At 37.0% G+C, this 23171-nt stretch carries 23 protein-coding genes, 1 tRNA gene and 1 rRNA gene; 6 read left to right on the top strand and 19 right to left on the bottom strand.

Annotation, left to right across the window (positions count from 1 at the left end; all coding sequences use genetic code 11):
• Positions 1-48: 48 nt before the first annotated feature.
• Complete coding sequence (locus tag MKY02_RS02055; RefSeq protein WP_340710537.1) at positions 49-1077, bottom strand: ABC transporter substrate-binding protein; 1029 nt, start codon at positions 1075-1077, stop codon at positions 49-51.
• On the bottom strand, positions 1074-2039 hold the full coding sequence (locus tag MKY02_RS02050) for an ABC transporter ATP-binding protein (protein ID WP_038179444.1): 966 nt from the start codon (positions 2037-2039) through the stop codon (positions 1074-1076). The genes MKY02_RS02055 and MKY02_RS02050 overlap by 4 nt, the downstream gene beginning before the upstream one ends.
• 137 nt (positions 2040-2176) lie before the next feature.
• On the opposite strand from MKY02_RS02050, the gene MKY02_RS02045 reads away from it, so the two are divergent.
• Complete coding sequence (locus MKY02_RS02045) at positions 2177-3079, top strand: LysR family transcriptional regulator (protein ID WP_038179446.1); 903 nt, start codon at positions 2177-2179, stop codon at positions 3077-3079.
• A gap of 160 nt (positions 3080-3239) precedes the next feature.
• Positions 3240-3956 (top strand): 3-ketoacyl-ACP reductase, encoded by a 717-nt coding sequence (locus tag MKY02_RS02040; RefSeq protein ID WP_038179448.1) that lies wholly within the window; start codon positions 3240-3242, stop codon positions 3954-3956.
• A gap of 107 nt (positions 3957-4063) precedes the next feature.
• Here the strand turns inward: MKY02_RS02040 and MKY02_RS02035 are convergent, their stop codons facing one another.
• The 4 genes from MKY02_RS02035 to MKY02_RS02020 all read right to left on the bottom strand — a co-directional run bounded on the left by MKY02_RS02035 (position 4064) and on the right by MKY02_RS02020 (position 7772).
• Positions 4064-4228, bottom strand: a complete 165-nt coding sequence (locus MKY02_RS02035) for a hypothetical protein (protein WP_164491919.1) — start codon at positions 4226-4228, stop codon at positions 4064-4066.
• Between the two features lie 179 nt (positions 4229-4407).
• Entirely contained in the window at positions 4408-5238 is an 831-nt protein-coding gene (locus MKY02_RS02030; RefSeq protein ID WP_038179449.1) for a phosphoenolpyruvate hydrolase family protein, read from the bottom strand.
• A 15-nt stretch (positions 5239-5253) separates the two neighbouring features.
• Positions 5254-6462 carry a Tm-1-like ATP-binding domain-containing protein gene (locus MKY02_RS02025; RefSeq protein ID WP_038179451.1) on the bottom strand — a complete coding sequence of 403 codons (1209 nt, stop codon included), beginning with the start codon at positions 6460-6462 and terminating at the stop codon, positions 5254-5256.
• 110 nt (positions 6463-6572) lie between these two features.
• A complete protein-coding gene (locus MKY02_RS02020; protein WP_340710535.1) occupies positions 6573-7772 on the bottom strand; it encodes a phosphoenolpyruvate hydrolase family protein in 1200 nt (399 codons plus the stop codon).
• A gap of 331 nt (positions 7773-8103) precedes the next feature.
• On the opposite strand from MKY02_RS02020, the gene MKY02_RS02015 reads away from it, so the two are divergent.
• Positions 8104-9501, top strand: coding sequence for an alanine/glycine:cation symporter family protein (locus MKY02_RS02015; protein ID WP_038179455.1), 1398 nt, complete (start codon positions 8104-8106; stop codon positions 9499-9501).
• Between the two features lie 338 nt (positions 9502-9839).
• Here MKY02_RS02015 and MKY02_RS02010 read toward each other — a convergent pair whose 3' ends face one another.
• Positions 9840-10112 carry a hypothetical protein gene (locus MKY02_RS02010; protein WP_038179457.1) on the bottom strand — a complete coding sequence of 91 codons (273 nt, stop codon included), beginning with the start codon at positions 10110-10112 and terminating at the stop codon, positions 9840-9842.
• A gap of 182 nt (positions 10113-10294) precedes the next feature.
• Between MKY02_RS02010 and MKY02_RS02005 the strand changes: the two genes are divergently transcribed.
• Entirely contained in the window at positions 10295-11140 is an 846-nt protein-coding gene (locus tag MKY02_RS02005; protein WP_038179459.1) for a DUF2268 domain-containing protein, read from the top strand.
• A gap of 40 nt (positions 11141-11180) precedes the next feature.
• Here the strand turns inward: MKY02_RS02005 and MKY02_RS02000 are convergent, their stop codons facing one another.
• The 3 genes from MKY02_RS02000 to groES form a co-directional block, all read right to left on the bottom strand.
• Entirely contained in the window at positions 11181-11885 is a 705-nt protein-coding gene (locus MKY02_RS02000) for a class I SAM-dependent methyltransferase (RefSeq protein WP_038179461.1), read from the bottom strand.
• A gap of 602 nt (positions 11886-12487) precedes the next feature.
• Entirely contained in the window at positions 12488-14113 is a 1626-nt protein-coding gene (gene groL, locus MKY02_RS01995) for a chaperonin GroEL (RefSeq protein ID WP_038179462.1), read from the bottom strand.
• A 37-nt stretch (positions 14114-14150) separates the two neighbouring features.
• Positions 14151-14435: a co-chaperone GroES gene (gene groES, locus MKY02_RS01990; protein WP_038179465.1), complete on the bottom strand. Its 285-nt coding sequence runs from the start codon at positions 14433-14435 to the stop codon at positions 14151-14153.
• 186 nt (positions 14436-14621) lie between these two features.
• On the opposite strand from groES, the gene MKY02_RS01985 reads away from it, so the two are divergent.
• Positions 14622-15332 carry a CPBP family intramembrane glutamic endopeptidase gene (locus MKY02_RS01985; protein ID WP_051448553.1) on the top strand — a complete coding sequence of 237 codons (711 nt, stop codon included), beginning with the start codon at positions 14622-14624 and terminating at the stop codon, positions 15330-15332.
• Between the two features lie 89 nt (positions 15333-15421).
• On the opposite strand, the gene tatC is transcribed toward MKY02_RS01985, so the two are convergent.
• The 3 genes from tatC to MKY02_RS01970 form a co-directional block, all read right to left on the bottom strand.
• Positions 15422-16195, bottom strand: a complete 774-nt coding sequence (tatC, locus tag MKY02_RS01980; protein WP_038179469.1) for a twin-arginine translocase subunit TatC — start codon at positions 16193-16195, stop codon at positions 15422-15424.
• Between the two features lie 17 nt (positions 16196-16212).
• A complete protein-coding gene (locus MKY02_RS01975; RefSeq protein ID WP_038179477.1) occupies positions 16213-16401 on the bottom strand; it encodes a twin-arginine translocase TatA/TatE family subunit in 189 nt (62 codons plus the stop codon).
• An 81-nt stretch (positions 16402-16482) separates the two neighbouring features.
• A complete protein-coding gene (locus tag MKY02_RS01970) occupies positions 16483-17121 on the bottom strand; it encodes a redox-sensing transcriptional repressor Rex (protein WP_038179479.1) in 639 nt (212 codons plus the stop codon).
• Between the two features lie 126 nt (positions 17122-17247).
• Between MKY02_RS01970 and MKY02_RS01965 the strand changes: the two genes are divergently transcribed.
• Complete coding sequence (locus MKY02_RS01965; RefSeq protein WP_038179481.1) at positions 17248-19188, top strand: ABC-F family ATP-binding cassette domain-containing protein; 1941 nt, start codon at positions 17248-17250, stop codon at positions 19186-19188.
• 375 nt (positions 19189-19563) lie between these two features.
• Here the strand turns inward: MKY02_RS01965 and tsaD are convergent, their stop codons facing one another.
• The 6 genes from tsaD to rrf form a co-directional block, all read right to left on the bottom strand.
• On the bottom strand, positions 19564-20583 hold the full coding sequence (gene tsaD, locus MKY02_RS01960; protein WP_076035290.1) for a tRNA (adenosine(37)-N6)-threonylcarbamoyltransferase complex transferase subunit TsaD: 1020 nt from the start codon (positions 20581-20583) through the stop codon (positions 19564-19566).
• Positions 20583-21026 carry a ribosomal protein S18-alanine N-acetyltransferase gene (gene rimI / locus MKY02_RS01955; RefSeq protein WP_038179485.1) on the bottom strand — a complete coding sequence of 148 codons (444 nt, stop codon included), beginning with the start codon at positions 21024-21026 and terminating at the stop codon, positions 20583-20585. The genes tsaD and rimI overlap by 1 nt, the downstream gene beginning before the upstream one ends.
• Before the next feature lie 11 nt (positions 21027-21037).
• Positions 21038-21739 carry a tRNA (adenosine(37)-N6)-threonylcarbamoyltransferase complex dimerization subunit type 1 TsaB gene (gene tsaB / locus MKY02_RS01950; RefSeq protein WP_038179487.1) on the bottom strand — a complete coding sequence of 234 codons (702 nt, stop codon included), beginning with the start codon at positions 21737-21739 and terminating at the stop codon, positions 21038-21040.
• Positions 21736-22188, bottom strand: coding sequence for a tRNA (adenosine(37)-N6)-threonylcarbamoyltransferase complex ATPase subunit type 1 TsaE (gene tsaE / locus MKY02_RS01945; RefSeq protein ID WP_038179489.1), 453 nt, complete (start codon positions 22186-22188; stop codon positions 21736-21738). The genes tsaB and tsaE overlap by 4 nt, the downstream gene beginning before the upstream one ends.
• A gap of 143 nt (positions 22189-22331) precedes the next feature.
• A tRNA-Asp gene (locus MKY02_RS01940) sits at positions 22332-22408 on the bottom strand.
• Between the two features lie 470 nt (positions 22409-22878).
• A 5S ribosomal RNA gene (gene rrf / locus MKY02_RS01935) occupies positions 22879-22994 on the bottom strand.
• Between the last annotated feature and the right edge of the window lie 177 nt (positions 22995-23171).

Raw genomic sequence — 23171 nt, 5'->3', positions numbered from 1 at the left:
CTTCCTTAGAAAACAAGAGCTGAGAAAAATGTCTCAGCTCATAAATTATTATTGGAAAATCTCGTTAAATTTCGTTAAAATATCGATTTGCTTTGTCTCTGCGCCTTTCCAATTCACAGTTAGTTGAGGAATTTCATCCAATGCTGCGCGATCCTTCACCGGAATTTCTTTGTTCCCCGGAAGTAAATAAGCATCTGTTACTAGCTTTTGACCTTCATCTGAAAGTAAGAAATTAACGTAAGCTTGAGCTCCATCTACATTTTTTGCATCTTTCATAATTCCAACTGCTCGTGGGCTGACAACTGTTCCACTTTTCGGGTAAACAATTTCTACAGGCTCTCCATCTGCTTTTGCTTTATAGGCCATGTAATCTACTCCAGAAATTGTTGCATCTTTATCTCCAGTAATAACTGAGTCTAATGCTTCCTTATTTGCACCATTTACTTGTAAACCATTTGTTTTCCATGATTGAACAATGTCCCAACCAGTTTTTTCTGCTTCCGTATATCCATAGATGAAATCAACAGCTGAACCCGACAGACTCGGATCTGGAATATTGATTTTATCTTTCCATTCAGCTTTCGCTAAATCAGACCATTCGCTTGGAGCTGATTTTGCATTTTTAGTATTGTAAGCAATTCCTAAAGCTGATGCACTGTAGCCATAATAATAGCCTTCTGCGTCCGACCAATCGCTATTGATTTTACCTGCATTTTCAGCGTCTTTATAACTTTGAAGTTGATTGGCTTCTTTCATCCCATCCATTGAAGCTACTGAAGCTAATACGACAACATCTGCAACAGGGTTTGTTTTCTCTGCTTCTAAGCGAGATAAAATTTTCCCTGTTGTTCCTTGGAACATCTCTACCTTCATTCCTGTTTTTTCTTCGAATGCTTGTTGTACATTTGCTGCCAAACCATCTGGTCCAGCAGAATAAACTATTAGTGTTTTATTTTCTTTAGATTGTGCGCTTGCTTCACCATCATTTGTGGCTGTGTCACTATTTCCACACCCAGCTAATGCTAATGTCAAAAGTGTTCCAACTGTTGCTATCATTTTTAAACTACGTTTCTTCAATGTAATCCCTCCAATTGATAAATTTGTTTTTCATCTATAAAAACTTTAAGCTGTTTTCCTTTTTCGAGCGGAGCGTTTTCGTAAAAGCTCCATTGATTGCCTTCTACTTCTGCTTGAACTAAATATCGATCTCCGATAAAAGTACTTTTCACTATTTTTGCTTGTTTTGCTATAGCCCCTAATTGTGAATGTCTTGATACTCCTTCAGGGCGAACAATACGGCTACCTTTATCAACCCAATTTACTTTTCCGATAAAGTCTGCCACATAAGGTGTAGCTGGTGATTGATAGATTTCTTGTGGTGAACCTACCTGTGCAATTCTCCCTGCCTCCATCACGATAATTTGATCAGACATTGTCATAGCCTCTGTTTGATCATGTGTGACAAAGATAGCTTGACAATCTAGCTCATGAATAATATGCATAATCTCTTCTTGCATCTTTTCTCGAAGAACTGCATCTAATGCTGATAAAGGTTCATCAAATAGAATTAGTTTTGGATTAGTTGCAAGAGCCCTAGCAAGTGCCACGCGTTGCTGCTGACCTCCTGATAATTCGCCAGGTTTACGTCTCTCGAAACCCTCCATTTTCACCATTCGCATAACATAATCTACACGTTCCTTAATTTCTGACTTGGGCAATACCCCCTTTAATGCAAAAGCAATATTCTGAAAAATAGTCATATGTGGCCAAAGTGCAAAGTCTTGAAAGACCATTGCAATATTACGCTTATTTGGTCTAATGTTCTTACGAAGATCTGACGAATAGATAACTGTTTCGTCAAATCTGATTTCACCATTTGTTGGCTTCTCTAAACCAGCTAGTATTTTTAATAACGTAGTTTTACCACAACCCGATTGACCTAAAATTGTTACAAACTTACTGTCTAGTTCTACATTAATCGGCCAGAGTGCTTGAGATTTCCCATACTTCTTTTCTATATTCGTAATCGAGATTTTCATAATGCCCTCCTCGTCTATAACCACTATAAGATCCAGATATTTAGGAAATATTAACCTAGTATTAACAATTCGTTAAAAAAACTCTAATATACTATAGCCAATGCAAGAGTTTATCTAATTTACTTTAGGAGGATAAAATGAATAATCTCAAATTACAGGCATTTTGCTTGCTCGTAAATTTAAAAAAGCTAGCTCCTGTTGCTAAAGAGCTAGGCATTACTGCGCCTACTGTATCATTTCATATTCGTTCAATAGAAGAAGAATATGGAGTACGATTATTCCGTACAAATGCTGGGGGTTATCGTTTAACTGAGGCGGGAGAAGGACTCTATCACTATGCGCGGCAAATCGTACAGCTACAAAAAGACATGAATCAATTCTTTGAAAACCTAATAGAAGGCAATATCGGCTCAATTCGACTAGGTGCAAGTGGGCTTCCTGCCCATATTTTCATGCCTGATATCATCGATCAAATTTCCACAGCTTATCCAGATATAAGAATTTCTTTAGAAGTAAAGACGGCTCCTGAAATCGAAAGGAAGTTAATACTTCAAGAGCTAGACTTTGGACTTATAATGGAAACAAAACAAGAAGATCAAGCACTCATTTACGAAACTATTGGTGAAGATTCTCTTGTTCTTGCATTAAGTCCCACACACGAACTTGCAACAAAAAAGGACATCTCAAAATCAGATGTCCTTAAAAGCAAAATATTATTGCATACCTCTTCAAGCTCAACTAATCATTTCATCGGAAAGTGGTTAGATCCTTTTGCACCATCTATCTACACAATTGAACTAGATTCAGTTAGTACCATTAAGAAGATGTTAACTTACGGCAAAACATTAGCCTTTATCTCTATTGCTCTAATGGATGAAGAACTAAAATCAGGAACATTACTCAAAAAGGAATTGAACGATATTACTCTAACCCGCAAAATTCAGCTCGTTTACCCTAAGTGTCGCTTAGATAGTAAAATTGATGAGTTTGTAAAGAAAGTGATTCACACTTTAGCATATGACTACAAAGCGAATGATTAATTTTTAGTGGAAGACATAACTATGTTTTCACAATCATTTTTCAGTGTGTTAGATAACGGCTACAAAGCAAAATAATATACATTTTCATTCGGTCAAGGTACCATATATGAATACTAAATTAAAATTCGTACGATTTTATAAATAGTAAGGAGAGAGATAGATGCAAAATATAAATGGTAAAACAGCGCTTATAACTGGTGGAGGACGTGGAATTGGACGTTCTACAGCAATTGCTTTCGCAAAAGAGGGCATTAACATTGGCTTAATTGGCCGAACTCTTGAAAATTTAGAAAATGTAGTAGCTGAACTAAAAGAATACGGAGTGAAGGTAGCCATTGCAACAGGTGATGTATCGAATATCGATGAAGCAAATGCAACAGTCGAAAAAATTCGTGGGGAACTTGGTGCTATCGATATTTTAGTAAACAGCGCTGGTATTTCTAAATTCGGAAATTTCCTTGAGCTTGATCCAGAAGAGTGGGCGAAAATCATCCAAGTAAATGTCATGGGCGTATATTACATAACACGTGCTGTACTTCCAGAAATGATTGAACGCCAAACTGGTGATATCATTAATATCTCTTCAACAGCTGGTCAAAAAGGTGCACCTGTTACTAGTGCATACAGTGCTTCAAAAGCTGCTGTTATTGCTCTAAGTGAATCATTAATGCTTGAAGTAAGAAAACATAATATTCGTGTTAGTACCTTAACACCAAGCACTGTTGCTACTGATATGGCAGTCGAACTGAATTTAACTGATGGCAATCCAGATAAAGTAATGCAGCCAGAAGATATTGCAGACTTTATGGTTGCCCAACTTAAATTACACCCAAGAGTTCTTCTAAAATCAGCTGGTTTATGGTCAACAAATCCATAAGTGTTATTATAAAAAAAAGAACCTCCTCACCTTTTTCATAAGATGAGGAGGTTCTTTTGATTTTCAGCTTATACTCTTACTAATTACTACCCATGAGTAATGGGATTCTAAGACGGATTGATTTCAGAAGAAGCATTATTAAAGGATGTAGACCTATTAGTTTGAGTTGCAGATGTATCGTAAGCAATCAATGTTACACCCAATTTCTCTTCCATTTCATTAATTTCTCTCAATTGTTCATGGTTAAGTTGTGCGTATTTATTTTCTTCCATCTAAACACTCATCCTTTCTGTAAATATAGTCTTTCCACGGAAAAATGGATTATGCAGAAATAATAGATGATATGTAAAAGCAACCTTGCTAAGTATTTGCAAGGTTGCTTTAGATTTTCATTTTGAGCAAGAGTGAATTACTATCATTTTAATAAAGTAACAATCTCTTGCTTAGCAAGTTAAGAACGAATATTCTTGAAAGCTTCTGATTGTTCTCTAATTCCTTTTTCTGCAGCGAAACGCTCTATACTTGAGGCACCGAAGAAACCGCAAATACCGTCCACTTTGTTAATTACATATTCAGCATCTGCTGGTTCCGCGATTGGTCCACCATGGCAAATAACTAAAATATCAGGATTGATAGCGCGACCTGCTTCGATAATTTTTTGAATTCGTTCCACACAGTCATCCAATGTTAATGCAGTATGTGCACCAATTGTTCCTTTTGTCGTCAGTCCCATGTGAGCAACTAAGATATCTGCACCTGCTTCAGCCATTTGCTTCGCTTGTTCTTCATCAAACACATAAGGTGTTGTCAACATATCTAATTCATGCGCTTTACGAATCATTTCTACTTCAAGTCCATAACCCATGCCAGTTTCCTCAAGGTTTTGACGGAATACACCATCGATTAAACCAACTGTTGGGAAGTTTTGAACACCGCTGAAACCTTGTTCTTTTAATTGCTTTAAAAAGACATCCATTACACGGAATGGGTCAGTACCATTCACACCTGCTAAAACTGGTGTATCTTTGACTACTGGTAATACTTCATTGCCCATTTCTATAACTATTTGATTTGCATCTCCATAAGATAACAATCCTGCAAGTGAGCCACGACCAGCCATACGGTAACGACCTGAGTTATATACAATTAGCATATCAGCTCCGCCTGCCTCACTACTTTTTGCAGTAATACCTGTACCTGCTCCTACTCCTAATAAGATGTTTCCATTGGAAATTTCTTCAGTAAAACGTGCTAAAATATCTTTTCTATTTAATTGAACCATTTTTGTCACTCCTCTTTATTTGTTCATCATTGCTATTAAGCGCTCAGCTGCTTGTTCTGCAAATGCTTGTGCATTAATATCTAAATCCATTTCAACAATTTCAACTGTTGGATTATCTAATTTTTTACGCAGTGCAGTAAATAACGCAGTGTCCTCTTCAGGACCATAGAAAGACTGTCCTTCTACATCAAGCCCCGATAAACCTTTCAACGGAAGCATTAATACTGTATCTTTTTTTGCCATATTTAACTTTTCAGCAATTACTTCACCAATTCGGTTATTTTCTTCTTCATTTGTTCGCATTAATGTAACTGTTGGATTATGTTTGTAGAAATTACGTCCTCCAAATTTCTCTGGAACAGAATCAAATGGTCCGAAGTTCACCATATCAAGAGCACCTAAAGAAACAACTTGTGGGATACCTTTTTTAGCCGCTGCTTCTAAACGACTTGGTCCAGCAGCTAAAACACCGCCAACTAATTCATCTGCCCATTCAGTAGTGGTGAAGTCTAATACACCATCTATAAATCCTGTTTCGATTAACTGTTCCATTGTCCGGCCACCTACACCAGTAGCATGGAATATCAGTACTTCATATCCGCGGTCCTCCATATATTTCTTAGCGAAATTCACACAAGGAGTTGTTAAACCAAACATTGTAGCTGCTACTAGCGGTTTCTTTTCAAATTTCAAATCATGTTCAAAGTGAAGCATACCCATAATCGCAAAGGCTGCATTTGTAAAAATACGAGTAGAAATGACATTTAGCCCTGCAACATCTACAACAGATGGCATCATCACGATATCGCTTGTTCCAACATATGGCTCAGTGTTACCAGAAGCTACAGTTGAAACCATCACTTTTGGAACACCTATTGGTAATTTACGCATACCTGGTGTCGCAATCGAGGTTCCACCTGTGCCACCGAACGATAGAATGCCATCAAATTTACCTTCAGCATAGAGTTTTGGAATTAGTAGTTCCATACCTTTTGATAGAACCGCTGTAGCATGTGCTCGATCCTTTTTTTCTTGAATTGCTATAATGTCTTCACCAACAATACCTACAACCTCATCATTATTCACATCTGGTTTAAATTGAGGATCAAATACTCCCGTATGAATCGTCAATGTTTGCATTCCTAAAGATTCAATAAGTTCTTTTACAAATAGAAACTCTTGTCCTTTTGTATCGAAGGTACCTGTCAATGCGATTGTTTTCAAGTTCATCTCTCCCTTTTGGTAAATCTATAAATAATGAAGAAAACGCTTTCAAAACTTCTTATCATTAATATACCAATTCATACAGGCAAAATGAATCTGTTTATATTTCATTAACTTTTGTTTATGTTAGATTCTATAAATTCTTTTGGAGAAACGCCTTTATGCTTTTTAAATATGACGCTAAATTGTACATAGTTTGGGTAACCTACCATTTCAGCCACATTCGTTAATGGTAAAGACTGTTTTTTTAATATATCAACAGCTCTATTCAATCTAAATTCAATTAGATATTGTGTAAAAGCCATTCCTACTTCAGATTTAAATAATGTACTTAAATATGAACTTGATAAATTCAACATTTTGGCAATATCCCGTAAATGAATTTGATCCATATAATGAAGGTGAATATATTTCTTCACAAATTCAATATAGTCTCTTTGACTCCCCATCCCATCAATAATCTTCTCTATTAGCTCATCATAATGAAAGTCATCCGATTTCTTAAAAGACTTTGTAACTTGTGTAACTGTTTGTTCAGTAGGTATGCGTTCTATAGAAGAACCGCCAATATATCCCATGATTGATGTACCATCATACATAAATTGGACATCTATTGGTTTATTCACGGGACCACCATATATCATATGTATAACCGGTCTATTAAATTGCTCACAACGTTCAAATATTTCCATTGCAAGATTCTTTGCATGCTGCAATGATAAAATCTTCTTAGCTCCGAGAGAACCACCTACTGTTAGTCCCAAATGCGCGCAAATGATCGCTGCCCCAGCTTTCATCATTTGCTCTGCCTGTTCCACATTAAATACAAAAGCAACAGTAAATAGTCCTCTCTTGTTCGCCATCGCAATAGCTTCCACTTCACGTGCATAACTCATCCCATTTTCCTCTAATGCCTCACGAAATTGGCCATCCATTAACCCCACACTCGGGAAATTATTAATACCAGCAAATCCTGCCCTCTCAATTTCATTTAGTTTTTCAGCCAACTCGATTGTGGGATCTGTTGCCTGTAATCCAAAGATTACAGGAATATTATTAACAATAGGGATCAACTCTTTCGATGCATAACTCATAACAAGATCATTGCTATTGTCGTAAGCTAAAAAGCCTCCTAATGAGCTAACACCCATTTGACGAAAGCGCCCGGAACTCAAAGCCAGTATAAAATCCGCTCCACCAACTTCTGCATACTTAGCCGTCATCCCGGAACCTGCTGCTACTCCAATGAGATGGCCGTGCAATTGAAGCTGTTCTTCTAACCTTTTTAATACATGTTCCTTTATATTCACTTCTAACACCACCTAACAAACAATTATTCAAAGTATAGCATTGGTGAATAATCAAATTACAGTATACTCATTATGATGCTGAAAATTTTAGACTTATATTTAAATATGAAGAAAGACAGTACAAATCAGTAAAAATCATAACTATAGATTAAGCAACATTCGAAAAATTCCTTTGTAATCAACTTAGGTTCGTCTTTATTTATGACTTTAATATTATTAATAAAATAAAAAAATTAAGTCAAAGACTGACCGTACTTATTTTCTCTTTTAAGTTGATTGTTTATTAAAAAATGTTATAAACTAAAAGGTATGCAAAAAAGGAGGCAGATAAATGGAATGGATCGGGAATATAGTTGATGAAACAAATAATGTTTTATGGACATATATATTAATCGTATTACTACTAGGTGCTGGTTTGTATTTTACGATTGGAACTAAATTTGTACAGTTTCGTATGTTTGGCGAAATGTTCCGTTTAATAATGGAGAAAAAAGAAAAAGACGAGGGCGTTTCCGCGTTTCAGGCTTTTACTATTAGTACAGCTTCTCGTGTAGGTACAGGAAATATAACAGGAGTAGCACTAGCTATCGGGGTCGGTGGACCTGGAGCTATATTCTGGATGTGGATTATCGCCATTATCGGAATGGCTACCGCGTTTATTGAAAGTACACTTGCACAGGTTTACAAAGTAAGAGATGGTAACTCTTTCCGTGGTGGTCCTGCTTACTACATGGAAAAAGCGCTAGGCCAACGCAAACTGGCAATAGTCTTTAGTATTCTTTTAACTTTAAGCTTTGGTTTTATCTTCAATGCAGTACAGTCCAATACGATTGCTACTTCAGTTGGAGAAGCATTTAATATCGAGCCTTATATCATTGGGATCGTATTAGTTGTGTTAACAGCTATGATTATTTTTGGTGGCGTACATAGAATTGTGAAAGTTACACAAGTAATTGTACCCGTTATGGCCATATTCTATTTACTCATCGCTCTTTACGTGGTCGCAACTAATTTATCGGAAATACCAGGAGTCTTCAGCCTAATTTTATCTGAAGCATTCGGCTTGAAAGAAGCAGCTGGAGGAGCTATTGGGGTTGCAATTATGCAAGGTGTACGCCGCGGCTTATTTTCAAATGAAGCTGGTATGGGTAGTGTACCAAATGCAGCTGCTACTGCAAGTACTTCACATCCTGCAAAACAAGGTCTCGTTCAAAGCCTAGGCGTATTTTTTGATACAATTGTTATTTGTTCTGCTACTGCTTTCATTATTATTTTGGCAGGTCTATATTCAACAGGACCAGATGACGGAATCGTCCTAACTCAAAATTCCTTCGCTGTACATGTAGGAAGTTGGGCTCCATACTTTATAGCAATTGCGATTATTTTCTTCGCATTTAGTTCGATTGTGGGAAATTACTATTATGGTGAAACAAATATCGAATTTATGAACGCACATAAAGGATGGTTAACGGGTTACCGTTTAGTAGTTCTAGGAATGGTCATGTTCGGTTCTGTAGCTCATGTATCACTTGTTTGGAACTTAGCTGATTTATTTATGGGGCTAATGGCGATGTTAAATATCATCATCATTATCTTACTAGGAAAAGTAGCTTTCCGTGTATTGGATGACTTTACCAAACAACGTAAACAAGGTAAAAACCCTTCATTTTATGCAAAATCAATTCCGGGATTAAAAAACACGGAATGTTGGGAAGAAGAAGATAGATAAGAAATAAAAACGTGCAGCACTTGCTTGCACGTTTTTTTATAAGCAAAAATATAATATTTTATATCATCGTTCAAATGAAAGAAGCTGCCCCTTGATTCGTTGGAATAACCAGGAAAATTTCCTGAGCTTTCAATAAAAGCACCTATGTACAAAAAAACTGCACCTTCAATTGTCAGTTTGTATCTAACAATTAGGCACAGTTCAATTTACTCTCCTTTTTATGGCTTTGTTGTTCAGCCAAAGCACGCGTTTACCCCATTTCCCTTATTATTTGCAAGAGATTAATTAATGGAAGTTATACTATGCTTGTGGGAACGTGAACTTGGATTAAATAGGTCTTACCAGAAAAATGCTGAAGCCAAGGCGATTCCAGTAATTGCACCAAGAGCTATGCCAAATCCAAAACCAAATCCACGTCCAAATCCACGTCTGAATCCAAAACCTCCCCCAAAGAATCCCAAACCATAACCACCAAGACCTCCAGTAGGTCGAATCCAGACCATATCTCTATTAACTCTGGTAATTTCCCCTACATGAACTCTACCATCATTGCAAGTAATCCTCACCGTTCTTCCATGAAATCTACAACATTGATCATATATTTGATTCATTTTAATCCTCCTTCCACGACTATTTACATACAAGTATGCTCTGCTAGTATATGGAGGTGATAAATTTACGTAATGGACAATCGTCTAGTGAATAAAGGATTAGTAGCTATTTATATTTATCAAAAGCAATGATGCATCCCATACATATACTAAAAGACATCAAAACTAAAAGGATGAGATATATGTCAGTGATCAAAACGCAACCTTGGCTTTATGAGTTTATTGAACTATGTGAAGAGCAGTCTGGTAAAGGAGCATCTTACTTACAATGTGAGACACTATGCGGACCACTCGAAGGATTAAAGCCTAAGGCCAACCCAGAAGTCTGGCAATATGAACTCCAGAATTATGGACTTTTTGAGCCGTATGAATGGACCAACTTAAAGAGCACCGTAAAGAAGTTAGAAGATCAAAAAGTTTGGCAAATTGTTGAGCAGGAATATCAGTATTTAAGGAGATTATGGAAAGGTCCAAAAGTTTCAATCTATATTTTCCCTATAAAAAACGCGAATATAAAGTCAAGAAAACAAACACCAAGTAAAAACGGTGTGGCCTATAGTGGGGCATTATTTTTATTCGTATCTGTAGATCTTCCAATAACAGAACTAAAGGCTTTATTAGCCCATGAATATAACCATGTTTGTAGAATAAAACATTTAGATTTGGCTTCGAATAAAATTACGTTAAAAGATTCACTCATCATTGAAGGACTTGGAGAATATGCAGTAAAAGATTTGTATGGTGAAAAATGGATTGGTCCTTGGGTCAATCTCTACTCATTTGAAGATGCTTCTGCTATATGGAAACGACGTTTTATACCTTCTTTAAATGTTCAAGACATAAATAATCATTACCCTTTTTTATATGGTAAAGCTAGAGGACCACTGCCAAAATGGATTGGTTATCATCTAGGCTTTCAGATTGTTGATAGCTATCAAAAGAATCACGGTCCCTTTAAAAAGGGCGAGTTATATTATAAATCCTCTGATGAAATAATTGCCGGTTCCAAATTTGCAATTGATGAGTAACTTTAAGGATGCCATTTCAATTCTTTTTTTAAAAGTTATGTTAGAAATAGCATTTAAAAGCTCGATAGCCTATGAAATGACGATAATGATTTATTAATTCGTTATGCTCTTCCAATAAATCAAACAGCTCTTTTTTTATGTTATCCGATTGATTAATATCATCTACTTCACTTGGACTAAGTTCAGATGGTGTATCGATTATTTCAAGACGAGTAAATCCAGCTTGCTGTAACTTAGCCCGCCACTCATCTTCGCTTAAAATTTCTTTGATTCCATATAAATTGCATACTTTTCTCTGCAATTTTTCCGTCAGGTTCTGTTCAGCCGTCATTTCAAGAAGGATCAACCTGCCATCACTTTTCAACACCCTAGCAAGTTCATGTAACGTCTTTTCAATATTTGTGAACACGATAACAGATTCAGCAATGATGAAATCGAAGGAGTCATCCTCAAAATTCAAACATTCCGCGTTCCCTTCCATTACCTTAACTGTGGATGGATCATTCTTAAATCGTTCCACTGCTTTTGCTATCATAATTGGATGTTTATCTATTGCAGTCACTTGGCACTTAAATCTTTTCACCAAGAAAGCTGATGTCTGCCCTGTACCACAACCTACATCTAATACAGATTCACTTGGTTTAATATTTGCGTCTTTTAATATTGATTGGGTTAGATTAAACCCACCAGGATGTGCACCACCAATTCCAAAGTATGCTAATAAGTCTAAGTAAGCATTAGACACTGGATATCCCTCCTATTTTTTATAAAGTTATAGTATGCTTACTCTTTAGATATGTAGATGTATAGAGTAAGCCCTTAATGAAAATATTACTTCATAGTAAATAAATTTTGATACTTAAAAAGCAGCCTTGCAGTGATTGCAGGGCTGCTTTTATTATTATTAAAAGTTTATATAAGTAGCATATTTTCTCAAGGAAATATTTTTTCATTAATGTTCAATAGTGCACCAATGAATTTTCTCCTGTGTATTGCTGTAATAGGATATAACTCCGTCACCTTCAGATATATTTCCGTAAAATATATCTAATTTAATAATTTCACATGAATAACCATAAAAGATAAATCAGTATCAATCACTAATAGTAATTTACTATTTAACACTTTACAAAAAACCCCCTTATCAATTCACTTAAGAAATGATAAGGGGGTTTAACTTTAGATGAGTAGTCTAATGTTAGGGTCTTGCAAACACAAAGTTAGATAGTGCCTTGCGTTTTTTAGCGCAGTGAAAGCGTACGAGATGTCTTACCACATTGGTAAGGAACGTAACCTAAGTTCGCGACGTCCTGTCGCAACGGTTACGTGATTCGCATCGTGCGAACCCTACATCATACCGCCCATGCCGCCCATATCAGGCATTGCAGGAGCTGCTGCTTCTTTGATGTTTGCTACAACTGCTTCTGTAGTTAAGAATAGAGCTGCTACAGATGCTGCGTTTTGTAGTGCTGAACGAGTTACTTTAGTTGGATCTACGATACCAGCGTCGATCATGTTAACCCATTCGCCGTTTGCTGCGTTGAAACCAATGCCTTTTTCTTCGCGTTTTAGGCGGTCTACGATGATTGAACCTTCAAGACCTGCGTTGTTAGCGATTTGACGAACTGGTTCTTCAAGAGCACGAAGAACGATTTTAACACCTGTTGCTACGTCGCCTTCGTATGCATCTGCAACTTCAGCTACTTTGTTGTAGATGCTTACTAGTGCAACACCACCACCAGCTACAATACCTTCTTGTACTGCTGCGCGAGTTGAGTTTAGAGCATCTTCAATACGTAGTTTACGTTCTTTAAGTTCTGTTTCAGTTGCAGCACCAACTTTGATAACTGCTACACCACCAGCTAATTTAGCAAGGCGTTCTTGTAGTTTTTCTTTATCGAATTCAGAAGTAGATTCTTCGTATTGTGCACGAATTTGGCCTACGCGAGCTTCGATTGAACCGATTTCGCCAGCGCCTTCTACTACTGTAGTGTGGTCTTTAGTTACAACAACTTTCGCTGCGCGACCAAGCATATCGATTGAAGTTTGTTTAAGATCTAAACCGATATCTTCAGTGATTACTTGTCCACCAGTTAGGATTGCGATATCTTCTAATAGAGCTTTACGACGGTCACCGAATCCAGGAGCTTTAACTGCTACTGCATTGAATGTGCCACGAAGTTTGTTCACTACTAATGTAGCAAGTGCTTCGCCTTCTACGTCTTCAGCAATGATTAAAAGTGGTTTACCTTGTTGAACAACTTGTTCAAGTACTGGTAAAATTTCTTGGATGTTAGCGATTTTCTTGTCAGTGATTAAGATATATGGATTGTCTAGGACAGCTTCCATTTTATCTGTATCAGTAACCATGTAGTGAGATGCATAACCACGGTCGAATTGCATACCTTCTACTACATCAAGTTCAGTAGTGAAGCCTTTTGACTCTTCGATAGTGATAACGCCGTCGTTACCAACACGTTCCATAGCTTCTGCGATTAACTCGCCTACTTCTTCGTCAGCTGCAGAAATAGCCGCTACTTGAGCAATTGCTTCTTTGTTTTCAACTGGTTTAGAAATAGTTTGTAGTTCAGTAATAGCTGTAGCTACTGCTTTGTCGATACCTTTACGAATACCAACTGGGTTAGCACCAGCTGTAACGTTTTTCAATCCTTCACGGATCATTGCTTGCGCAAGAACTGTTGCAGTAGTAGTACCGTCACCAGCGATTTCGTTAGTTTTAGAAGCTACTTCAGATACAAGTTTTGCACCCATGTTTTCGTATGGATCTTCTAACTCGATTTCTTTTGCGATTGTTACACCATCGTTTGTGATTAGTGGTGAGCCAAAAGTTTTTTCTAAAACGACGTTACGTCCTTTAGGTCCTAATGTTACTTTAACAGCATCTGCTAATTTATCTACTCCGCGAAGCATTAAGCTGCGTGCTTCTTCACTAAATTTAATATCTTTTGCCATTGATGCGTACCCCCTGAATAGTTTTTAGTTTCAGTTATTAGCCGATAATAGCCAAAATATCGCTTTCGCGTAAAATTAAATATTCTTTACCTTCATATTTTACTTCAGTACCAGCGTATTGAGAGTAGATAACGCGGTCTCCTTCTTTTACGTTAAGTGGAACTGTTGTACCACTGTCAGTCAAGAAGCCAGTACCTACTGCGATAACGTTACCTTCCTGAGGTTTCTCTTTTGCAGAGTCTGGAAGAACGATGCCGAATGCTGTTTTTTCTTCTACTTCGACTAATTCGATAATAATGCGATCACCTAATGGTCTTAACAAGTGAAACAACCTCCTAGAAATGTTGAATTTATATTTTATTAGCACTCTTAAGTCATGAGTGCTAACACAATTCTTATAATAAAGAATTCCATCTTTTTTTGCAAGTAAGAAGCATAAATTATTTTGTTTTCGAAAGCGAGTATTCTACAATAGAGATAACACCTTTTTTAAGAGAGGATTTTAAATTTGAAATCAAAGAAAACCGCATTTTTTGTTTTGATTGTCTACATTATTATGCAACTGTCATCTATTCTTTTTTTGAAACCGCTTCTTAAGCTCATACAGAAAATGAATCCTGACCTTAGTTTAAACTCAGCTATTCTCATGACCCAAGGTTGGTGGATATTCATCAGCATGGGTACCGCTCTAATCGTTTCACTCATTCTCGTTAGGAGAGATAAAGGTTTTTGGCAAGTTTTTAAAGGTGAAAAGGCTTCTATTCCTATGTCAATCGGCTGGGGTATAATTGGCTTCTTCCTCGTATTCTTTGGCCAAACAGTCGGTGCCCTCATCGAACAAGGTCTAGGCATAAAAACTGGCTCAGAAAATACAGCTAATTTAATTGAAATTGCAGATGTGGCACCAGTAGCTATTATAGGTATTGTAGTGTTTGGACCGATTTTAGAGGAATTTATCTTCCGCCGTGTTATTTTCGGTTCAATTTTCCGAAAGACAAATTTCTTTATTGCTGCTGCAGTAAGTGCAATTGTCTTTGCCGTGATCCACTTCGACTTTTCACACATCATACTGTATGCGATTTCAGGCTTTATATTCGCGTTTTTATATCATAAGACACAACGCATTATTACATCGATTATTGCGCATATGATGCTAAATGGCTTTGTAACTTTAGTTCAACTTTATCAAGATGATCTTATGAAGTTTTTAGGACAGTAAGATTGCCGACCTACTCTTTTGTGGAGTAGGTTTTTTTATGTATTCCCTCATCTATTTTTAATTTTCCAAATAAAAAATCCTTCTACTGATTATTCATCAGTAGAAGGATTGTTTGCCAATTCAATTTGGCGTTGCTGTTCCGCTTTTAAATACTTGCGGTAGCCTACACGAGAAATAAGGATACTAATCTCATATAAAATACAAAGCGGTAATGTTACAAACATATGAGACATAATATCTGGTGGGGTAATGATAGCCGCAATGATTAGTAAGATAAAGTACGCGTATTTTCGTACTTTAGTCAACATCATTGGTGTGATTATACCTAAGCGTGTAAGGAATAAGACCACTATTGGCAATTGGAATATTACTCCGAATGGCAAGGTGATTTGCATTAAAAATTCGAAGTATTCATTGATTCCTATCGTTTGTTGCACATCTAATTCCACAGACATTTGCATCATAAACTTAATAATATAAGGGAACAATAGTTCATATGAGAACACGACGCCTCCCAAGAATAGTAATACACTGTATGGAATATAGCTTAGTGTTACTCTACGTTCTTTTTCATATAAACCTGGACTAATAAATGACCAAATCTGATACAAAATAACAGGCGATGTTATGACAACAGATAGAATGAAAATAACTTGGAAATAGACCTTTACTGGATCTGTTACTTTAAATGAATGCAATTGTAGTTGTTGTGCTTCTTCACTATTAAATTGTAAAAAGTGGATTAACGGTTCAGCTAAAAAGAAGCTACCGATAACACTAATAACAAAGAAAACGGCAACAATATATAGCCGTTTTCTTAATTCTTCTATATGTTCGATTATCGTTAGTTCATTATTGTTCATCCAACTAACATCCTAACTTATTTTTCTTCTTTTTTAACATCGACGACTTTTTTTGTATCCTCTTCGTCTTCTGCTAAACCTTTAGTAGCGTTTTTGAATTCGCGGAGAGTAGAACCCATTGCTTTTCCAAGCTCAGGTAATTTCTTCGGTCCGAAAATAAGTAGGGCTACAGTCCCTATGATAATAGCACTCCCTGGGCCAACCATAACAGACACCTCCTCATAATATCTTCTTATTTTAACTCATTTCGCTAAATTATGCTATTTTATAAATGTGAATATTTCGAGTTATTCTTCATCATTTCGCATGAAGTATATAAGCGTTTGTAACTCGATAGATAAGTCAATCGTATGCACCCGAATTGAATCCGGTACTGATATTCTAATCGGTGTGAAGTTTAATATACCTCTAACATTCATCTTCACTAAACGATCTGTCATCATCTGTGCAGAGCGTGATGGTACAGTTAAGATAGGAAGCTCTGCTCCGTACTCAACAAACTTGTCCTCTAACGCATCCGGATGATACACAGGTATACCACTTATCATTTTACCTTCTAGCGGAGCTTTTGTATCAAATGCAACAACAATTTTTGTATTATGATTCTTTTGAAAGTTATATTTCAAAAAGGCATTCCCTAAATTCCCTACCCCTATTAGTGCTACATTCATACGCTCATCTTGGTCTAATATATTTCTAAAAAACGCTAGCATTTTTTGGACATCGTAGCCGTAGCCCTTTTTGCCAAGCGCTCCAAAATGAGAAAAGTCTCTACGAATGGTCGCAGAATCAATTTTCATCGCTTCACTTAATTCCTTTGAAGAGACGCGTTCCTGCCCTGCTTTAGCGAAGTTTTGAATAAATCGATAATAGAGAGGAAGCCTTTTTGTCGTAGCTTGTGGAATTTTAGTTGTTTCGTGTTTCACACAGTTTCCTCCTGCAATCAATCCGAAATCGTTTCAATATTACATGACGATTGTTATCCTGTAAAGTTATCTCATTGCACCCAACTGCGCAATCCGATAAACTAAGATTGAACTGAGGTGTCTAAAATGATTGTTTTACAAGTCAATCAATTATATAAATCTTACATTGCGGATGAAATTTTAAGCGGCGTTAAGCTAGAAGTACAGCATCGAGATCGTGTTGCACTTGTTGGCCGTAACGGCGCTGGTAAATCTACATTACTGAAAATTATAGCGGGTCAGCTTTCTTATGATTCTGGTGATATCATTATGCCAAAAGATGTTCGCCTAGGATATTTAGAACAACATGCTGGTTTAGAATCTTCTCTAACTATATGGGAAGAAATGATGACTATTTTCGAACCGATAAAAAAACAAGAACAGCAGTTACGAAACTTAGAGCATAAAATGGCTGATCCTGCTGTTTATGAGGATGCAGAAACTTATGCTAAGGTAATGGCTGAGTACGATCAGTTACAGCATGACTTCAAAGAGCAAGGTGGCTATCAATACGAAGCCGATACACGCTCCGTTTTGCATGGTATGCAATTCTATCCAGCTGATTATGACAAGTATATTTCTGCCCTTTCTGGTGGGCAACGTACCCGTCTTGCCCTTGCAAAGCTTCTTTTAACTAAGCCTGATTTGTTAATCTTGGATGAACCTACAAACCATCTAGATATTGAAACATTAAGCTGGCTTGAAAACTATTTAAAAAATTATGACGGCGCTATTTTAATCGTATCACATGACCGCTATTTCTTGGACCAAGTTGTATCTATTGTTTACGAAGTTTCTCGTCATCATGTCACAAAGTTCACAGGTAACTATAGTCGCTACTTAGATGAGAAGGCGAAAAACTATGAACGTGATATGAAACTATTCGAAAAGCAACAAGATGAAAAGGCAAAATTAGAAGTCTTTATCCAAAAAAATATCGCTCGTGCTTCAACGACGAAAATGGCACAAAGCCGACGTAAAGTGTTAGAGAAGACTGATTGGATGGATTCACCTGATGGCGATGAGAAATCAGCGACATTTACCTTTGGCATCGACCGACAAAGTGGTAATGATGTACTGGCAGTAAATGATGTAGCAATAGGCTATGATGGGAAATTAGTATCTCAACATATTAATATGCGTATTTTCCGCGAAGATCGCATTGCCCTTGTTGGACCAAATGGTGTTGGTAAATCTACACTACTAAAAACCATTGTAAAGGACAAACCTGTCATTGCGGGAGACATTCATTATGGTACGAATATTCAAATCGGTTATTATGACCAGGAGCAAGCGAAGCTTACAAGCAACAAAACTGTTTTAAAAGAGCTTTGGGATGAATGGCCATTAATGAACGAAAAAGACATTCGCACAGTGCTAGGTCGCTTCCTATTCTCTGGTGATGACGTCAGTAAAATCGTACAAGATTTATCGGGTGGGGAAAAAGCACGTCTTGCACTCGCGAAACTGATGCTTCAAAAATGTAATTTCCTTATTCTTGATGAACCGACGAACCATTTAGACTTAGATAGTAAGGAAATATTGGAAAATGCGCTCATCGATTATCCAGGCACTTTACTATTTGTTTCCCACGACCGTTATTTCATTAATCGTATTGCTACAAAAGTTATTGATTTATCGGCTGATGGTAGCTTTGAATATTTAGGTGATTATGATTATTTTGTAGAGAAGAAAAAAGAGCTTGAAGAATTAGCAGCTGAAAAACTTGCAGCAATACCTCTTCCAAAAGAGCAAGCTCCAGAAAAAGTGACGACAAATGGAAAAATCGATAAGGAAGCTAAAAAGAAGGAACGTCAAATTCGTCGACGAATTGAAGAGATTGAAGATAGTATGGCAAACTATCAAGAGCAAATCCGTTTCATAGAGGAGCAACTGTGCGATCCAGAAATCTTCCCTGATCACGAAAAAGTAATGGCCCTTCAACATCAACTTGATGAAACCAAAGAAGAGCATGAAACAGCTGAGATGGAATGGCTTGAACTAAACGAACAACTTGAAATGTTTTAAAAGAAAACCGCGTGTCGATGAGCACGCGGTTTTTGTCGTATAAGAACAATTCATGTCCCATATATAGGTCAAGAAGAAATTTTACGTATTTTTTCTCCACAGGGTTATACACATTATAACTCCTTTATTCCCAGTATATTAACATAGTTATACACATTATCCACAACGTAAATTTATTTTACACACATTTAGTTGTGTAAAAGACAATACCATATGTTGAAAACACACATATTATCCACAACTTATCCACAGATTGTGCATAAGTACGAATGTTCGTATTTTTCATCCCTTGTTCCCATTTTATGAAAAAAAGATCACTTTCTGACGAAAGTAATCTTTTCTCATACACAATTTAGTTTTAGTAAATAAGTGATATTATTTATGCCAAGATACTAATTCCATACCTGGGCGTCCATTCATTCCCATATCGCTACGCTTTCCAGCTTCAAACATAAATGTACCAGCAGCAGCAATCATTGCCGCATTATCTGTGCACAATTTAAGTGGTGGCACATAAAAAGGAATACCTTCATTAGCAAATGTTTCTTCTAGTGATTTACGCAGACCTTTATTAGCTGAAACACCACCAGCTGCAATTACTTGTTTCACATTGAACTGTCGCGCTGCACGTAATGTTTTCGCTGTTAACACTTCTACAACACTATCTTGGAAACCTTTAGCAACATGTAATGGATTTACTTCGATGCCTCGTTGCTCGGCATTATGCTTATAGTTAATCACTGCAGATTTTAAACCACTAAAGCTGAAATCATATGAATCCTCTTCCAACCAAACTCGGGGAAATTTAACTGCTTCATCACTCTCATGCGCCATACGGTCAATATGCGGACCACCTGGATATTGAATATTCAATACGCGAGCTACCTTATCATAAGCTTCACCAGCAGCATCATCACGAGTTTCTCCAATCAATTCAAATGAGCCATGTTCCTTCATGAAAACAAGTTCTGTATGTCCACCAGATACCACTAGAGCAAGTAAAGGAAATTCCATCGGCTGCATTAAAGCATTTGCATATATATGCCCTGCAATATGATGTACACCTATTAACGGGAGGCCATTAGCAAATGCAAAAGCCTTCGCTGCATTAATACCAATTAAAAGTGCCCCAACTAACCCAGGACCTTCTGTTACTGCTACCGCATCTAGATCCTCTGGCTTCATATTTGCCTGCGCCAATGCCTCTTCAATCACTAGTGTCACTTGCTCTACATGGTGTCTTGAAGCAATTTCTGGTACAACACCACCAAAACGTTTGTGACTCTCAATTTGAGATGCCACTACATTTGACACTATTTCACACCCATTTTTGACAATAGAAGCTGCCGTTTCATCGCAACTACTTTCGATTCCTAATATATATCGATTTTCCATTATAAATTCACCCACATGACAAGAGCGTCCTCTTGATTATCTGTATAGTATCCTTTTCGGATACCTCCATCTTGAAAGCCAAGTTTACGATAGAGATTTTGGGCAACTGTATTTGTAACACGTACCTCTAAACTCATAACGACAACTGCCCGTTCACGAGCGATACGAATTGCTTCACGCATTAGTCCTTCACCTATCCCTAAACCCCTAGCAGATGCTGTTACTGCCACATTTGTAATTTGACTTTCATCTAATACAATCCACATGCCACAAAACCCTATAATTTGCTCTGTGCCGTCCACAGCAACAACATAGGTAGCTTGTGTATTTGTAGTCATTTCATGATAAAAAGAATCCATCGTCCACGGTGATGGGAATACTTCAGCTTCAATTGCATGCACTGCTGGTACATCCGCCACTGTCATCTCTCGATAAATAATCATCGTTTCACCTATTACTGACCTTTCTGCTCTTTTATCCAATTCGCCTCAGCTTCAGCTAAACGACGATATTGAGGTACAAATGAATGTACAGCTTCAATATCAGGCAATTCCTGTTGTGAAGCTAATTGAATTAGCTGACTAGCACTAGGTAAATCTAAAGTAAAAGGTGCACGTACTGCATGATCTCCTAGTTGGTCTTGGATTGACTCCCAAAATAAATCCACATCATGTCCAACGAACATCACTGGTGCATTTAAGTTCTTTAAATTTTCAAGTAATCCTTGCAAGCTATAATGCCCATCCTCAACTGCTGACGTTAGACCTGCTGACATATTATAAGCACCTGCGTAGACATTTTGTCTTCTCGCGTCAATAATAGAGCATACAACTCCATTATAAAGTGCTGCATTTGCTGCTAAGAGCTTTAAACTAGAAATACCAACTAGTGGTTTCTTTAATGTCCAAGCAAGTGTCTTAGCAATCGTAACACCAATGCGCACACCTGTATAAGAACCAGGACCCTCTCCAACTGCAATTGCATCAATTTCAGCTGGTTTCATCTTTGCTCTTTCAAATAATCGCTCAATTGCAGGCATAGCCCCAATTGAATGATTTAATTTAATATTCGCTACTTCCTCCGCTACAACTTGACCATCTTTTACAATGGCTACAGCTAACGGGGAATTCGATGTATCTATCCCTAACCAAATCATTTCATTAACTCCTCACACAATCTTTCATAACGCTTACCGATTGGTTTCAATAAAAATCGTCTTTTATTTTCATCTATTCGATGGATTTCAATCCCTAGACGTTCAGCTGGCAGATCTTGCTCAATAAGATGAGCCCATTCTATTACAGACACAGCATCACCGAAAAACAATTCATCCCAGCCTAAATCTTCGTCGCTATCAGCTAGTCGATAGACATCTAAATGATTGAATGGCAATCTACCCTCATATTGCTTTAAAATTGTAAATGTTGGACTATTTACTGTACGTGTAATTCCTAATCCCTTCGCCAAAGACTGTGTAAAAGTCGTCTTACCTGCGCCAAGATCTCCTTCAAGTGTAATCGTATCCTGCGCTTCCAGCAAATCAGCCAGTTTCAAAGCAAGATTTTGTGTTTCTTCTAATGAATTAACCAATATCTCCATTGTCATTCGACCTTATCCTCTCAAACTTACATTAACTATAGTTTACCTAAAGCGCCGCAAATGTTCAAAGTGAACGGGCTAAAATTTTTTGGACATAAAAAAATAACACAGCTACATTAGCTGTGTTTACATTTGAATTTAAAAGTAAATGGCGGTCCGGACGGGACTCGAACCCGCGACCTCCTGCGTGACAGGCAGGCATTCTAACCAACTGAACTACCGGACCATTTCTTTAAGACAAGATTTATTATATCAGCTAATCTACGCTTTAGCAATAGATTTTCATAAAAAAAACTACTTTTACATAAAATATTTTTACTTTATCCAGCTAATATTGTATGATTCTAGCTTTTTCTAATACTTTAAACTACCTATCATTAATAGTTACACTAATGAAGTTACATTTACTCTATTTAAATGGCAATATTCAATAATTGTAAATCTCAAACTTTCCTAAATAAAGAAATTTCCCTACCAAGCAAATTTTGATCACTGTTTACCATGTCTCAAATTAAATTAGCCATAATAATGAAGCTACTAATCCAGCTCTCCTCTGATTCGGAAAATAAAACCCGCAAACCCGCCAAACTTATAACAATATAAAAAACTACATTTAATGATATATAAATCTTATATACCATTACATTTTTGACAAATAAAAAAACACAACTGATTAAATCAGCTGTGCTTTGATGTGCCTAGCAACGTCCTACTCTCACAGGGGGAAACCCCCAACTACCATCGGCGCTAAAGAGCTTAACTTCCGTGTTCGGCATGGGAACGGGTGTGACCTCTTTGCCATCATCACTAGACTATATTAGACTTCCAATACACATCGTATTACTACGTCAATTTCACTCATTCAAATCCTCATGTACTAAAGTACATTCCGGTTATCATTCGTTCATTTCCTTGTACTACTTGTGTCTTGAAACTCTCTTTTAGAGAACTTGTTCTCTCAAAACTGGATAAATTACATTGAAGTTCGT

The sequence above is a fragment of the Viridibacillus sp. FSL R5-0888 genome (assembly GCF_038009105.1).
Classification (GTDB): Bacteria; Bacillota; Bacilli; order Bacillales_A; family Planococcaceae; genus Viridibacillus; species Viridibacillus arenosi.
This window is presented reverse-complemented; position numbering and strand designations above follow the sequence as displayed.

Excerpts from the sequence above, each read along its gene's own strand:
- tsaE (WP_038179489.1), bottom strand. The coding sequence starts at position 22,188 with ATGACAATGGAGATATTGGTTAATTCATTAGAAGAAACACAAAATCTT.
- tsaD (WP_076035290.1), bottom strand. The coding sequence starts at position 20,583 with ATGGAAAATCGATATATATTAGGAATCGAAAGTAGTTGCGATGAAACG.
- MKY02_RS02035 (WP_164491919.1), bottom strand. The coding sequence starts at position 4,228 with ATGGAAGAAAATAAATACGCACAACTTAACCATGAACAATTGAGAGAA.
- tatC (WP_038179469.1), bottom strand. The coding sequence starts at position 16,195 with ATGAACAATAATGAACTAACGATAATCGAACATATAGAAGAATTAAGA.
- tsaB (WP_038179487.1), bottom strand. The coding sequence starts at position 21,739 with ATGATTTGGTTAGGGATAGATACATCGAATTCCCCGTTAGCTGTAGCC.
- MKY02_RS02010 (WP_038179457.1), bottom strand. The coding sequence starts at position 10,112 with ATGAATCAAATATATGATCAATGTTGTAGATTTCATGGAAGAACGGTG.
- groL (WP_038179462.1), bottom strand. The coding sequence starts at position 14,113 with ATGGCAAAAGATATTAAATTTAGTGAAGAAGCACGCAGCTTAATGCTT.
- MKY02_RS02005 (WP_038179459.1), top strand. The coding sequence starts at position 10,295 with ATGTCAGTGATCAAAACGCAACCTTGGCTTTATGAGTTTATTGAACTA.
- MKY02_RS02030 (WP_038179449.1), bottom strand. The coding sequence starts at position 5,238 with ATGGTTCAATTAAATAGAAAAGATATTTTAGCACGTTTTACTGAAGAA.
- MKY02_RS02040 (WP_038179448.1), top strand. The coding sequence starts at position 3,240 with ATGCAAAATATAAATGGTAAAACAGCGCTTATAACTGGTGGAGGACGT.
- MKY02_RS02015 (WP_038179455.1), top strand. The coding sequence starts at position 8,104 with ATGGAATGGATCGGGAATATAGTTGATGAAACAAATAATGTTTTATGG.
- rimI (WP_038179485.1), bottom strand. The coding sequence starts at position 21,026 with ATGATTATTTATCGAGAGATGACAGTGGCGGATGTACCAGCAGTGCAT.
- MKY02_RS02050 (WP_038179444.1), bottom strand. The coding sequence starts at position 2,039 with ATGAAAATCTCGATTACGAATATAGAAAAGAAGTATGGGAAATCTCAA.
- MKY02_RS01975 (WP_038179477.1), bottom strand. The coding sequence starts at position 16,401 with ATGGTTGGCCCAGGGAGTGCTATTATCATAGGGACTGTAGCCCTACTT.
- MKY02_RS02045 (WP_038179446.1), top strand. The coding sequence starts at position 2,177 with ATGAATAATCTCAAATTACAGGCATTTTGCTTGCTCGTAAATTTAAAA.
- MKY02_RS01965 (WP_038179481.1), top strand. The coding sequence starts at position 17,248 with ATGATTGTTTTACAAGTCAATCAATTATATAAATCTTACATTGCGGAT.